The 13,558-nt window shown below is 53.3% G+C and carries 12 protein-coding genes; 8 read left to right on the top strand and 4 right to left on the bottom strand.

What is annotated here, in order from left to right:
* Positions 1-120 precede the first annotated feature (120 nt).
* The 4 genes from clpX to bolA all read right to left on the bottom strand — a co-directional run bounded on the left by clpX (position 121) and on the right by bolA (position 4,352).
* Positions 121-1,395 carry an ATP-dependent protease ATP-binding subunit ClpX gene (gene clpX, locus ACVCAM_RS02525; RefSeq protein ID WP_008503316.1) on the bottom strand — a complete coding sequence of 425 codons (1,275 nt, stop codon included), beginning with the start codon at positions 1,393-1,395 and terminating at the stop codon, positions 121-123.
* Positions 1,396-1,521: 126 nt separating this feature from the next.
* On the bottom strand, positions 1,522-2,145 hold the full coding sequence (gene clpP / locus ACVCAM_RS02520; protein ID WP_008503317.1) for an ATP-dependent Clp endopeptidase proteolytic subunit ClpP: 624 nt from the start codon (positions 2,143-2,145) through the stop codon (positions 1,522-1,524).
* A gap of 260 nt (positions 2,146-2,405) precedes the next feature.
* Positions 2,406-3,704, bottom strand: coding sequence for a trigger factor (gene tig / locus ACVCAM_RS02515; RefSeq protein WP_008503318.1), 1,299 nt, complete (start codon positions 3,702-3,704; stop codon positions 2,406-2,408).
* Between the two features lie 330 nt (positions 3,705-4,034).
* On the bottom strand, positions 4,035-4,352 hold the full coding sequence (gene bolA, locus ACVCAM_RS02510) for a transcriptional regulator BolA (protein WP_021241655.1): 318 nt from the start codon (positions 4,350-4,352) through the stop codon (positions 4,035-4,037).
* A gap of 305 nt (positions 4,353-4,657) precedes the next feature.
* Here bolA and ACVCAM_RS02505 point away from each other — a divergent pair, with 305 nt between their 5' ends.
* The 8 genes from ACVCAM_RS02505 (at position 4,658) to ACVCAM_RS02470 (ending at position 13,533) form a co-directional block, all read left to right on the top strand.
* On the top strand, positions 4,658-5,236 hold the full coding sequence (locus ACVCAM_RS02505) for a lipoprotein (protein ID WP_023310568.1): 579 nt from the start codon (positions 4,658-4,660) through the stop codon (positions 5,234-5,236).
* A gap of 46 nt (positions 5,237-5,282) precedes the next feature.
* On the top strand, positions 5,283-6,758 hold the full coding sequence (ampG, locus tag ACVCAM_RS02500; RefSeq protein WP_025912625.1) for a muropeptide MFS transporter AmpG: 1,476 nt from the start codon (positions 5,283-5,285) through the stop codon (positions 6,756-6,758).
* Positions 6,759-7,237: 479 nt separating this feature from the next.
* Positions 7,238-8,185 (top strand): cytochrome o ubiquinol oxidase subunit II, encoded by a 948-nt coding sequence (cyoA, locus tag ACVCAM_RS02495; RefSeq protein ID WP_008503322.1) that lies wholly within the window; start codon positions 7,238-7,240, stop codon positions 8,183-8,185.
* 16 nt (positions 8,186-8,201) lie between these two features.
* Positions 8,202-10,193 carry a cytochrome o ubiquinol oxidase subunit I gene (gene cyoB, locus ACVCAM_RS02490; RefSeq protein WP_008503323.1) on the top strand — a complete coding sequence of 664 codons (1,992 nt, stop codon included), beginning with the start codon at positions 8,202-8,204 and terminating at the stop codon, positions 10,191-10,193.
* Positions 10,183-10,797, top strand: a complete 615-nt coding sequence (locus tag ACVCAM_RS02485; RefSeq protein WP_008503324.1) for a cytochrome o ubiquinol oxidase subunit III — start codon at positions 10,183-10,185, stop codon at positions 10,795-10,797. The genes cyoB and ACVCAM_RS02485 overlap by 11 nt, the downstream gene beginning before the upstream one ends.
* Positions 10,797-11,123 (top strand): cytochrome o ubiquinol oxidase subunit IV, encoded by a 327-nt coding sequence (locus tag ACVCAM_RS02480; protein ID WP_006176899.1) that lies wholly within the window; start codon positions 10,797-10,799, stop codon positions 11,121-11,123. The genes ACVCAM_RS02485 and ACVCAM_RS02480 overlap by 1 nt, the downstream gene beginning before the upstream one ends.
* Positions 11,124-11,134: 11 nt before the next feature.
* Positions 11,135-12,022 (top strand): heme o synthase, encoded by an 888-nt coding sequence (gene cyoE, locus ACVCAM_RS02475; RefSeq protein WP_008503325.1) that lies wholly within the window; start codon positions 11,135-11,137, stop codon positions 12,020-12,022.
* A 149-nt stretch (positions 12,023-12,171) separates the two neighbouring features.
* On the top strand, positions 12,172-13,533 hold the full coding sequence (locus ACVCAM_RS02470; RefSeq protein WP_407223103.1) for an MFS transporter: 1,362 nt from the start codon (positions 12,172-12,174) through the stop codon (positions 13,531-13,533).
* Positions 13,534-13,558 lie beyond the last annotated feature (25 nt).

Raw genomic sequence — 13,558 nt, 5'->3', positions numbered from 1 at the left:
CATTAACATGTATCCAGTATATGGGGATGTTTCCCACACATTCAACGCTATGAATACGGAAAAAGTAAAGGGGAGATAAAACCCCCCCTTTTTGATTAAATGCTTGTATGATTTGGTGAATTATTCGCCAGATGCCTGCTGGGCTTCCGGTTTGCCATAAATGAGCAACGGTTTGGTTTGACCGCTGATGACCGACTCGTCAATCACCACTTTCTCAACGTCTTCCATCGACGGCAGATCGTACATGGTGTCGAGCAGTGCCGCTTCAACGATAGAACGCAGGCCACGCGCGCCGGTTTTGCGGCTCATTGCTTTTTTGGCAATCGCATCCAGCGCTTCGTCGCGGAATTCCAGATCAACCCCTTCCAGATTGAACAGCGCCTGATACTGCTTGGTCAGCGCATTTTTCGGCTCTTTCAGGATCTGGATCAGCGCCTCTTCACTCAGCTCATTCAGCGTAGCCACAACCGGCAGACGACCGATGAATTCAGGGATCAGACCGAATTTGATCAGATCTTCTGGTTCAACCTGTGCCAGGAGCTCGCCTTCGTTCGGTTTTTCGGATGTGGATTTCACCGTTGCGCCAAAACCAATGCCGGAGCCGGTTTCGACACGGTGAGAGATAACTTTATCCAGACCAGCAAAGGCACCGCCACAGATGAACAGGATCTTGGAGGTATCAACCTGCAGGAACTCCTGCTGCGGATGTTTACGACCACCCTGTGGCGGAACGGCGGCAACCGTACCTTCGATCAGCTTCAGCAGTGCCTGCTGTACGCCTTCACCCGATACGTCACGAGTGATGGACGGGTTGTCGGATTTACGGGAGATCTTGTCGATCTCATCGATGTAAACAATCCCGCGCTGGGCTTTCTGTACGTCGTAATCGCACTTCTGCAGCAGTTTCTGGATGATGTTTTCGACGTCCTCACCCACGTAACCGGCTTCGGTCAGGGTGGTGGCATCCGCCATGGTGAACGGAACATCAAGCAGACGCGCCAGGGTTTCAGCCAGCAGCGTTTTACCGGAACCGGTTGGGCCGATGAGCAGAATGTTACTTTTACCCAGTTCCACGCCATTGCTGGTATCGCCGTTACGCAGGCGTTTGTAGTGGTTATAGACCGCTACCGCCAGCACTTTCTTGGCCTGCTCCTGGCCGATGACGTAGTCGTCAAGGTGATGACGAATTTCATGCGGCGTTGGCAGCGCACTGCGCTCACGGTGCGGTGCGACTTCTTTAATCTCTTCGCGAATGATGTCGTTACATAAATCGACGCATTCGTCGCAGATATACACGGACGGCCCGGCAATCAGTTTACGCACTTCATGCTGGCTTTTGCCGCAAAAAGAGCAGTACAGCAGTTTGCCCGAACCATCTTTGCGTTTATCTGTCATGAGTCCAAACCTCTTTTTAAGTTCTTTGTGCCGCACATGACGACGCAAATGCCATTCTAAGACGCAAGCTGCATCAAGCAGCGTGCCGCCCTACCTTAGTATAGCGGCACACTCGCGTCGCGGGCATCAATTACGATGGGTCAACACGGAGTCGACTAAGCCGTACTCAACTGCCTCTGAAGCAGAGAGGAAGCGATCGCGCTCGGTATCGCGCTCGATCTGCTCGAGAGGTTGACCCGTATGCTGCGCCATAAGTTCATTCATGCGCGCTTTTACTTTCAGGATTTCGCGGGCGTGGATTTCAATATCCGTCGCCTGGCCCTGGTAACCGCCCAGCGGCTGGTGAATCATCACGCGGGAATTCGGCAAGCAGAAACGCTTACCCTTCGCCCCTGCGGTTAACAGGAACGCGCCCATAGATGCGGCCTGACCCATACAGATCGTGCTGACATCCGGTTTGATGAATTGCATGGTGTCATAAATGGACATCCCTGCGGTAATCACGCCACCCGGGGAGTTAATGTACAGGTAAATGTCTTTTTCCGGGTTTTCCGCTTCCAGAAACAGCATCTGCGCCACGATCAGGTTAGCCATGTGGTCTTCCACCTGGCCGGTCAGAAAGATAACGCGTTCCTTGAGCAGACGGGAATAGATATCAAAAGAACGCTCACCACGTGAGGTCTGTTCAATAACCATTGGCACCAGAGCCATATGGGGTGCAAAGTTATCTCGTTCGCCACTGTATGACATTTCCGTCTCCTGGATCAAAATTGAAAACACCTGCTGTACTGATTGTAACCTTACGGACGGATTATCAGCCAGTCTCATTCATCATGATTACGTACTTATGGGGTTCACAGTGCCCTATTTCAAGCATAACAACCTTTTGTTGTTACGCTAACACCGAAAGGGCGTTTTAGCACTCTTCCTGGGCTCTAGCTGCGATAAAAAAAACCCGCTGCCGCAAGGCAACGGGTTTTCTGTTCAAACTTTAAACCGTTGGGGCGAAATTATGCCTGCTGGTTCATCAGTTCGTTGAAAGAGGTCGCTTTTTCGGTCACTTTCGCTTTCGCCAGTACCGCTTCAACCGCCTGCTCTTCCAGGGCAACGTTGCGCATGTTGTCCATCAGCTCTTTGTTCTTACCGTAGAACTCGATCACTTCTGATGGATCTTCGTATGCAGAAGCCATCTCTTCGATCAGGCCTTTCACACGCTCTTCGTCAGCTTTCAGCTCGTGGGTACGAATCACTTCGCCCAGCAGCAGGCCAACCACAACGCGGCGTTTTGCCTGCTCTTCGAACAGCTCGCGCGGCAGTTCCATCGCTTGCTGCTGGTTGCCACCGAAACGCTGTGCAGCCTGACGGCGCAGAACGTCGATTTCGCTGTCGATCAGGGCAGCAGGAACGTCGATTTCGTTGGCTTTCACCAGACCTTCGATCGCCTGAGACTTCACGCGGTTACGCACAGCACCGTTCAGCTCGCGCTCCATGTTTTTACGCACTTCGGTACGCAGGCCAGCAACAGAACCGTCTTCCACGCCGAAACGTTTGATGAACTCTTCAGTCAGTTCTGGCAGTTCGCGCTCTTCCACTTTCTTCAGGTTGATGACGAACTTCGCTGCTTTACCTTTCAGGTTTTCAGCGTGGTACTCTTCCGGGAAGGTCACGTCGATGGTGAACTCTTCGCCAGCCTTGTGGCCTTTGATACCGTCTTCGAAGCCTGGGATCATTCGACCCTGGCCCATTGCCAGTACGAAGTCAGACGCTTTGCCGCCTTCGAACTCTTCGCCGTCTACAGAACCGGTGAAGTCGATGGTTACGCGGTCTTCCGCGTCAACAGCGCCTTCTTTCTCTTTCCAGTTCGCCTGCTGCTTACGCAGGGTGTCCAGCATGCCGTCAACGTCTTCGTCAGTCACGGAGACAATCGGTTTTTCAACTTCGATAGATTCCAGACCTTTCAGCTCAACTTCCGGATACACTTCAAACTCTACGGAGTAGGTGAAGTCTTCGCCCAGTTTGTATTCGCCTGGAACGTAGTTTGGCGCACCGGCCGGATTGATTTTTTCTTTGATGATCGCATCGATAAAGTTGCGGCTCATCAGTTCACCCAGCACATCCTGACGCACGGAAGCGCCATAACGCTGAGCAACAACATTCATTGGTACTTTGCCCTTACGGAAGCCGTCAATACGTACTTTTTTTGCTACGTTGACCAGCTCGCTTTTCACAGCAGTTTCGATGCTGTCAGCAGCGATAGTAATCGTTACACGGCGGCCAAGGCCTTGAGTGGTTTCAACTGAAACTTGCATCTTGTTACCTCAAAAAAATCACAGTGCTCGGTCAACTCTGAATCTGTCTGTTATACCGGGATGCTCTCTTAGTGCAGATTCACATTCCCTGTCGCCAGAATCATCCCGAAGACATTCAATAAGACGCGGCATTATAGCGGCATCACTTAGGTGAGTCGAGAACGGTTGGGGCATGTTGCTGCGGCTTTTTTCACACTTTAAGGCTATTTTTAGCCTTAAAATCGCACCATCCGCTCAAAACTCAGACAAAACAAAACGGCCCGAAGGCCGTTTTGGGGAAATCTGTAAGCAACATACTGGAAAAGCTCCAGCCGTTGCAAATCCGATTTATCAGGCGATAGTGCCTGCACCGCGACAGGGCGGCGATGCGAAAACCGTATCCTGCAAGCCTTCCCATTCCTTAATGGTGTAGGTATGCAGTGCCAGCGCATGCACGGTCGTGGAGAGCTCTTCCGTCAAGGTGCTGTAGATCAAGCGATGTCGGTTCAGGAAACGTTCTCCCGTGAAGCGATCGCTAACCAGAACCACTTTAAAGTGGCTTTCAGAACCTGCCGGTACGTTATGACGATAGCTTTCGTCGACGACTTCGAGGAACACAGGGTTGAACGCTGCCCTTAATTTATCTTCTATATGCTCACGTATCATCATGAAATTACTCCTCCGACAACGCCAGGATGTCACCCATCCCTTTAAATATTAGCCGCTTTTACCGTTTCCATTACACATTGACAACAAATATTTAGCTTTCGTCCGATTTTCTCATTCAAACGAATGAAGTTAACTGTGAGGCTCATACCTTTTATCATCCGTGAAAGGAGAAAATGAGTGAGCTGGTCAGTTTTCAGACAAGACGATGAATTTACATGCGTTGACCACTTCCCCTGACCGTTGGCGATGTTATGATGGCGGCAATTTTTCTCTCTATTATGCTTACGATTCGTGAGAACTTAAAAATGTTAAAAAAACTCTTCTTTCCATTGGTAGCCCTTTTTATGCTGGCAGGCTGTGCTACCCCGCCTACCACCATTGATGTCTCACCAAAAATCACCCTGCCTCAGCAGGACCCAAGCCTGATGGGCGTCACCGTGAGCATTAACGGTGCCGATCAGCGTCAGGATCAGGCGCTGGCAAAAGTGACCCGCGATAACCAGCAGGTGACGCTCACCGCGTCACGTGACCTGCGCTTCCTGCTGCAGGAAGTGCTGGAGAAACAAATGACCGCTCGCGGCTATATGATCGGCCCAAGCGGTGCGGTTGATCTGCAGATCATCGTCAACAACCTGTACGCTGACGTGTCACAGGGCAACGTGCGCTACAACATCGCCACCAAAGCGGATATCGCCATCATTGCCACCGCGAAGAATGGCAACAAGATGACCAAAAACTACCGCGCGAGCTACTCTGTTGAAGGTGCGTTCCAGGCATCCAACCAGAACATTGCTAACGCCGTTAACAGCGTGCTGACCGATACCATCGCCGATATGGCGCAGGACACCAGCATCCACGACTTTATCAAGCAGAACGCACGTTAATCCTGCTCACTGACCCGGTGTAACACCGGGTCAGTCTTATAAGAACATGTCCAGCCATTACTTACGCATTTTCCAGCAACCGAAATCAGCGATTCTGCTGATCCTCGGCTTTGCCTCGGGTTTACCCCTCGCGCTCACCTCCGGCACGCTTCAGGCGTGGATGACGGTCGAGAACATCGATCTCAAAACCATTGGTTTCTTCTCGCTTGTCGGTCAGGCCTATGTTTTCAAGTTCCTGTGGTCGCCGGTGATGGATCGCTATACGCCGCCGTTCCTCGGGCGTCGCCGCGGCTGGCTGGTGATGACGCAGGTCCTGCTGCTGCTGGCCATCGCGGCGATGGGGTTTCTTGAGCCCACCACGCAGCTGCGCTGGATGGCCGCGCTTGCGGTGGTGATTGCCTTCTGTTCCGCCTCTCAGGATATCGTGTTCGACGCCTGGAAGACGGACGTGTTACCTGCGGAAGAACGCGGTGCCGGTGCGGCCATCAGCGTGCTGGGCTATCGCCTCGGGATGCTGGTCTCCGGCGGGCTGGCGCTGTGGCTTGCCGACCGTTACCTCGGCTGGCAGGGCATGTACTGGCTAATGGCCACCCTGCTTATCCCCTGCATTATCGCCACGCTCTTTGCCCCCGAACCGAGCGACGTTATTCCGGTTCCCCGCTCGCTGGAGCAGGCCGTGGCCGAACCGCTGCGCGACTTCTTTGGCCGCAACAACGCCTGGCTGATCCTGCTGCTGATCGTCCTTTATAAGCTTGGCGACGCCTTTGCCATGAGCCTGACCACCACCTTCCTGATCCGCGGTGTCGGTTTTGATGCCGGTGAAGTGGGGGTAGTGAATAAAACGCTGGGGCTGTTTGCAACCATTGTCGGGGCACTTTACGGTGGCGTGCTGATGCAGCGCCTGACGCTGTTTCGCGCACTGCTGATCTTCGGCATTCTTCAGGGCGCCTCTAACGCGGGCTACTGGCTGCTGTCGATTACCGACAAACATATGATCAGCATGGCCGCTGCGGTGTTCTTCGAAAATCTCTGCGGCGGTATGGGGACAGCAGCCTTTGTCGCCCTGCTGATGACCCTGTGCAACAAGTCATTTTCCGCCACGCAGTTCGCGCTGCTCTCGGCGCTCTCTGCCGTTGGCCGCGTTTACGTAGGTCCGATTGCCGGCTGGTTTGTGGAAGCCCACGGTTGGCCAACGTTTTATCTTTTCTCCGTCGTGGCTGCCGTGCCGGGGATTTTATTGTTGCTGGTCTGTCGCCAGACGCTGGAATATACCCAGCGGACCGAACACTTTATGCCACGAACGGAATATCACCGCGCCTACCGTTTTGCGTTACGTCTGTTAATGATGGGCTGCGTTGCGCTGGCACTCTGGCTTATCGTGCTCATTATTAATGCCAGCACACCACTGGCGCTCCCGTTTGAGGCCCTTCTGCTGGACGCCGGAGCCCTGCTGGCCATCGTTGGGATCCTGACGGGCGGTCTGCTCGATTTCATGGCGTTGCGTAAAACGCAGCTGACCTGAAGAAAAATGCGAAAGGTTATTTCCCGTTGTAATCACCAACCGAAATTATAACGGTGAAATAGCCACCATCGACTAAAAAAAATATTTGTTGTTTTGTGCGGGATAGGATTTGGAAATTATTGGCTCTGGTTCCAAAACGCTATTTTTCATTAAACGATTCAGCATGCGATAGTTTGATTTTTCGTTTTTTAGATGTCTTTTTATTGATAATTAATTGTTAATTTTTTGTTTATTTTTAACAATGGTTATACCAATTGTCCCTTTTAGGGTATGCTTGGGGGTCCTTTCGTTATAAAGCCCATCTCATGCGGCTTCGGTCATAAAAACCGACATAATTTGCAACACTTGTGACACGTGCGGCAGAACCCGGTAACACCTTCCTGACACAGGCCTAATGATGTTTACAGTAATGTAACCTTCCCGTAAAATGCCCGCACACTTTAAACGCCACCAGACTCCCGTGGAATTGAGGTCGTTAAATGAGACTCAGGAAATACAATAAAAGTTTGGGATGGTTGTCATTATTCGCAGGCACTGTATTACTCAGTGGCTGTGATTCTGCACTACTAGACCCCAAAGGACAGATTGGACTGGAACAACGTTCACTGATATTGACGGCTTTTGGCCTGATGTTGATTGTGGTTATTCCAGCCATTTTGATGGCTGTTGGTTTCGCCTGGAAGTATCGTGCGAGCAATAAAGATGCGAAGTATAGCCCGAACTGGTCACACTCCAATAAAGTGGAAGCTGTGGTCTGGACGGTACCTATCCTGATCATCCTGTTCCTTGCCGTACTGACCTGGAAAACCACTCACGCACTTGAGCCAAGCAAGCCGCTGGTTCACGATGAAAAACCGATTACCATTGAAGTGGTCTCCATGGACTGGAAATGGTTCTTCATCTATCCAGAGCAGGGCATTGCCACCGTGAATGAAATCGCCTTCCCGGCGAACACTCCGGTTCAGTTCAAAGTGACCTCCAACTCCGTAATGAACTCCTTCTTCATCCCGCGTCTGGGTAGCCAGATTTACGCGATGGCCGGTATGCAGACTAACCTGCATCTGATCGCGAATGAAGCAGGCACCTACGATGGTATCTCCGCCAGCTATAGCGGCCCGGGCTTCTCAGGTATGAAGTTCAAAGCTATTGCAACGCCAGACCGTGCCGCTTTCGACCAGTGGGTTGAAAAAGCGAAACAGTCTCCAAACACCATGTCTGACATGGCGGCGTTCGAAAAAGTGGCTGCACCTAGCGAATACAACAAGGTGGAGTACTTCTCTAACGTGAAGCCTGATTTGTTCAAAGACGTTATTGGCAAATTTATGGATCACGGCAAGAGCATGGACATGACCCAGCCAGAAGGCGAGCACAGCGCGCACGAAGGTATGGAAGGCATGGACATGAGCCACGCGGAAACCGCTCACTAAGGGGCCGAGGAAGAAAATGTTCGGAAAATTGACACTGGATGCAGTGCCCTACCATGAACCGATTATCATGGTTACGGTGGCTGCAATTATCATCGGTGGCGCGGCCTTAGTTGGCCTGATCACTTACTTCGGTAAGTGGAGCTACCTGTGGAATGAGTGGCTGACTTCGGTTGACCACAAAAAACTCGGTATCATGTACTGCATCGTCGGTATCGTCATGTTAATTCGTGGCTTTGCGGATGCGATCATGATGCGTAGCCAGCAGGCGCTCGCGTCTGCGGGTGAAGCCGGCTTCCTGCCACCGCACCACTACGATCAGATCTTTACCGCCCACGGCGTTATCATGATCTTCTTCGTGGCGATGCCGCTGGTTATCGGTCTGATGAACGTGGTCGTTCCGCTGCAAATCGGCGCGCGCGACGTGGCGTTCCCGTTCCTGAACAACCTGAGCTTCTGGTTCACCGTTGTCGGCGTTATTCTGGTTAACCTGTCACTGGGCGTGGGCGAATTCGCGCAGACCGGCTGGCTGGCTTACCCACCGCTGTCAGGAATTGAGTACAGCCCGGGCGTTGGCGTCGACTACTGGATTTGGGCGCTTCAGCTCTCCGGTGTCGGTACGACCCTGACCGGTATCAACTTCTTCGTGACCATTATCAAGATGCGTGCCCCTGGCATGACCATGTTCAAGATGCCGGTATTTACCTGGGCATCTCTGTGCGCCAACATCCTGATTATTGCGTCCTTCCCAATTCTGACTGTTACCATCGCGCTGCTGACCCTGGACCGCTACCTGGGCACCCATTTCTTCACGAACGATATGGGTGGCAACATGATGATGTACATCAACCTGATTTGGGCATGGGGTCACCCGGAAGTTTACATCCTGGTTCTGCCTGTATTCGGTGTGTTCTCCGAAATCGCGGCAACCTTCTCGCGTAAACGTCTGTTTGGTTACACCTCTCTGGTGTGGGCAACCGTGTGTATTACCGTTCTGTCGTTCATCGTTTGGCTGCACCACTTCTTCACCATGGGTGCGGGCGCGAACGTAAACGCCTTCTTCGGTATTACCACCATGATTATCGCCATCCCGACCGGGGTGAAGATCTTCAACTGGCTGTTCACCATGTATCAGGGCCGTATCGTGTTCCACTCAGCAATGCTGTGGACCATCGGCTTCATCGTGACCTTCTCCGTAGGTGGGATGACCGGCGTACTGCTGGCGGTACCGGGTGCTGACTTCGTTCTGCACAACAGTCTGTTCCTGATTGCGCACTTCCATAACGTTATCATCGGTGGCGTGGTCTTCGGCTGCTTCGCTGGCGTAACCTACTGGTGGCCAAAAGCGTTCGGCTTCACGCTGAACGAAAAATGGGGTAAACGCGCGTTCTGGTTCTGGATCATCGGCTTCTTCGTCGCCTTTATGCCGCTGTACGTGCTGGGCTTCATGGGTATGACCCGTCGTCTGAGCCAGCAGATCGATCCGCAGTTCCACCCAATGCTGATGGTTGCAGCGGGCGGTGCCGTGCTGATTGCCTGTGGTATCGCGTCTCAGCTGATTCAGTTCTACGTGTCTATTCGCGACCGCGACCAGAACCGTGACCTGACCGGTGACCCATGGGGTGGCCGTACGCTGGAGTGGGCGACCTCTTCTCCACCGCCTTTCTATAACTTTGCCATCGTGCCTCAGGTTCATGAACGTGACGCATTCTGGGAAATGAAAGAAAAAGGTGAAGCGTACAAGCAACCTGCTCATTACGAAGAGATCCATATGCCGAAAAACAGCGGTGCGGGCATCGTGATTGCCGCCTTCGCAACGGTATTTGGTTTCGCAATGATCTGGCACATCTGGTGGATGGCGATTGTTGGCTTTGCTGGCATCGTAATCAGCTGGATTGTGAAGAGCTTTGACGAGGACGTGGACTACTACGTACCAGTCCGTGAAGTTGAAAAGCTGGAAAATCAGCATTTCGACGAGATTTCTAAAGCGGGGCTGAAAAATGGCAACTGATACTCTGGCGCACTCAACTGCCCACGCGCATGAACATGCGCACCACGATACAGGACCGACCAAAGTCTTCGGTTTCTGGATCTACCTGATGAGCGACTGCATTCTGTTCTGCTGTCTGTTCGCGACCTATGCCGTTCTGGTGAACGGCACAGCGGGCGGCCCGACCGGCAAGGACATCTTTGAACTGCCGTTCGTTCTGGTTGAAACCGCACTGCTGTTATTCAGCTCCATCACCTACGGCATGGCGGCTATCGCCATGTACAAAAACAACAAGAGCCAGGTTGTCTCCTGGCTGGCGTTGACCTGGCTGTTTGGTGCTGGATTTATCGGGATGGAAATCTATGAATTCCATCACCTGATCATGGAAGGCTTCGGCCCGGATCGCAGTGGCTTCCTGTCCGCGTTCTTCGCGCTGGTTGGCACCCACGGTCTGCACGTGACCTCCGGTTTGATCTGGATGGCAGTCCTGATGTTCCAGATTTCCCGTCGCGGCCTGACCAGTACTAACCGTACCCGTATCCTGTGCCTGAGCCTGTTCTGGCACTTCCTGGACGTGGTGTGGATCTGTGTGTTCTCTGTTGTCTATCTGATGGGGGCGATGTAATGAGTCATTCTAACGATCATGGCGCTTCCCACGGCAGCGTAAAAACCTACATGACAGGTTTCATCCTGTCGATCATCCTGACGGTGATCCCGTTCTGGATGGTGATGAGCGGTTCTGCGTCTAAGCCGGTTATCCTGGGAGCAATCCTGGTGACCGCGGTGATTCAGATTCTGGTGCATCTGGTTTGCTTCCTGCACATGAACACCAAGTCCGATGAAGGCTGGAACATGACCGCCTTTATCTTTACCGTGATTATCATCGCTATCCTGGTAGTCGGTTCCATCTGGATTATGTGGAACCTCAACTACAACATGATGGTTCACTAAGAGCGGCGAGTATGTTTAAGCAATACCTGCAAGTAACGAAACCAGGCATCATCTTTGGCAACCTGATCTCCGTGATCGGAGGGTTCCTGCTGGCCTCTAAGGGCAGCATTGATTACGCCCTCTTTATCTACACGCTGGTCGGTGTGTCACTGGTTGTTGCGTCCGGTTGTGTATTTAACAACTACATCGACATGGATATCGACAAGAAGATGGAAAGGACCAAAAATCGGGTGCTGGTGAAAGGCCTGATCGCCCCTTCCGTCTCGCTGGTGTACGCCACCTTGCTGGGTATTGCTGGCTTTATGCTGCTGTGGTTTGGTGCTAACCCGCTGGCCTGCTGGCTGGGGGTGATGGGGTTCGTGGTGTATGTGGGCATCTATAGCCTGTATATGAAACGTCACTCCGTCTACGGCACGCTGATTGGTTCTCTCTCCGGCGCTGCGCCGCCGGTGATTGGCTACTGCGCGGTCACGAACGAGTTCGACAGCGGTGCGCTGATCCTGCTGGCTATCTTTAGCCTGTGGCAGATGCCGCACTCCTATGCCATCGCAATTTTCCGCTTTAAGGATTATCAGGCGGCGAACATCCCGGTTCTGCCGGTCGTGAAGGGCATCTCCGTTGCCAAGAACCACATCACGCTGTACATCATCGCCTTTGCCGTGGCAACGCTGATGCTCTCTCTGGGTGGTTACGCCGGATACAAATATCTGGCGGTAGCGGCTGCGGTGAGCGTCTGGTGGCTCGGCATGGCGCTGCGCGGTTACAAAGTGGAAGATGACAAAGTCTGGGCGCGCAAGCTGTTTGTGTTCTCGATTGTGGCCATCACCTCGCTGTCCGTGATGATGTCCGTGGACTTCATGGTGCCAGATTCACATAACCTGCTGACTTACGTCTGGTAAGCCACAACAGGTAAATAAAGGGGTGCTTCGGCACCCTTTTTTATTCGCCGAATCTATTAATAACGCATGTAATATTTGTTAAATAACCCTTTATTTACCCCGCCCCTTCCCCGCACTACACTATGGCCTGCTTTTGAACTGAGGTGGTAATGAACGATTATAAAATGACGCCAGGCGAGCTGCGCGCGACCTGGGGCTTAGGGACTGTCTACTCGCTACGGATGCTTGGCATGTTTATGGTCCTGCCTGTTCTGACCACATACGGTATGGCGCTGCAGGGGGCCAGCGAGGCGCTGATTGGCCTCGCCATTGGCATTTATGGTCTGGCGCAGGCGGTGTTCCAGATCCCGTTTGGCCTGCTCTCTGACCGGGTGGGCCGCAAACCGCTGATTGTCGGCGGGCTGCTGGTCTTTGTGCTCGGAAGCGTCATTGCCGCCCTCTCCCACTCCATCTGGGGGATTATTCTTGGCCGCGCCCTGCAGGGCTCCGGCGCGATTGCCGCCGCGGTGATGGCGCTGCTGTCAGACTTAACCCGCGAGCAGAACCGCACCAAAGCCATGGCCTTTATCGGCGTCAGCTTTGGCGTGACGTTTGCGATTGCGATGGTGCTGGGCCCGATAATCACCCATGCGCTCGGCCTGCACGCCCTGTTCTGGATGATTGCCGTGCTGGCGACCCTCGGCATTGCCTTAACCCTGTGGGTGGTGCCGGACAGCAAAAACCACGTCCTCAACCGTGAGTCGGGGATGGTTAAAGGCTGCTTCAGCAAGGTGATTGTCGAGCCGCGCCTGCTTAAGCTGAATTTTGGCATTATGTGCCTGCACATTCTGCTGATGTCGACCTTTGTCGCCCTTCCCGGCCAGCTTGCCGCAGCGGGTTTCCCGGCGGCTGAGCACTGGAAAATCTATCTGGTCACGATGTTGATTTCGTTTGTCTCCGTCGTGCCGTTCATCATCTACGCCGAAGTGAAGCGCAAAATGAAGCGCGTCTTCGTGGGCTGCGTGGCGCTCCTGCTTATTGCCGAGATCGTGCTCTGGGGCGCCGGCCCGCACTTCTGGGAGCTGATCGCCGGGGTACAGTTGTTCTTCCTGGCGTTTAACCTGATGGAAGCCCTGCTGCCGTCGCTGATCAGCAAAGAGTCCCCCGCCGGTTACAAAGGCACGGCGATGGGCATTTACTCCACCAGCCAGTTTCTCGGCGTGGCGATCGGCGGCTCGCTTGGCGGCTGGGTGGACGGACTCTTTGATTCGCAAACCGTGTTTCTCGCGGGCGCGCTGCTGGCGACAGTCTGGCTGCTGGTCGCCGGCACCATGAAAGAGCCGCGCTACGTGAGCAGCCTGCGGGTTGAGATCCCGGATGACGTAGAGATTAGCGACGCGCTGAAGCAGCGTCTGGAAGGAAAAGAAGGGGTCACAGAGGTGCTGATTGTTCCCGAGGAGCGCAGCGCTTATGTCAAAATTGACAGCAAGGTGACCAACCGCTTCGAGGTCGAGCAGGCGCTGAAAGCGTGAAAAAAAGCCCGGGTAAACCGGGCTT

It is taken from the genome of Enterobacter sp. CFEC122 (assembly GCF_052983755.1).
The sequence above is the reverse complement of the archived record's forward strand: the minus strand, read 5'-3'. Positions and strand labels throughout refer to the sequence as shown.

Coding starts and splice junctions, on each gene's coding strand:
- cyoA (WP_008503322.1), top strand. CDS start 7,238: ATGAGACTCAGGAAATACAATAAAAGTTTGGGATGGTTGTCATTATTC.
- bolA (WP_021241655.1), bottom strand. CDS start 4,352: ATGATGATACGTGAGCATATAGAAGATAAATTAAGGGCAGCGTTCAAC.
- ACVCAM_RS02505 (WP_023310568.1), top strand. CDS start 4,658: ATGTTAAAAAAACTCTTCTTTCCATTGGTAGCCCTTTTTATGCTGGCA.
- clpX (WP_008503316.1), bottom strand. CDS start 1,395: ATGACAGATAAACGCAAAGATGGTTCGGGCAAACTGCTGTACTGCTCT.
- ACVCAM_RS02470 (WP_407223103.1), top strand. CDS start 12,172: ATGAACGATTATAAAATGACGCCAGGCGAGCTGCGCGCGACCTGGGGC.
- clpP (WP_008503317.1), bottom strand. CDS start 2,145: ATGTCATACAGTGGCGAACGAGATAACTTTGCACCCCATATGGCTCTG.
- ampG (WP_025912625.1), top strand. CDS start 5,283: ATGTCCAGCCATTACTTACGCATTTTCCAGCAACCGAAATCAGCGATT.
- cyoB (WP_008503323.1), top strand. CDS start 8,202: ATGTTCGGAAAATTGACACTGGATGCAGTGCCCTACCATGAACCGATT.
- cyoE (WP_008503325.1), top strand. CDS start 11,135: ATGTTTAAGCAATACCTGCAAGTAACGAAACCAGGCATCATCTTTGGC.
- ACVCAM_RS02480 (WP_006176899.1), top strand. CDS start 10,797: ATGAGTCATTCTAACGATCATGGCGCTTCCCACGGCAGCGTAAAAACC.
- ACVCAM_RS02485 (WP_008503324.1), top strand. CDS start 10,183: ATGGCAACTGATACTCTGGCGCACTCAACTGCCCACGCGCATGAACAT.
- tig (WP_008503318.1), bottom strand. CDS start 3,704: ATGCAAGTTTCAGTTGAAACCACTCAAGGCCTTGGCCGCCGTGTAACG.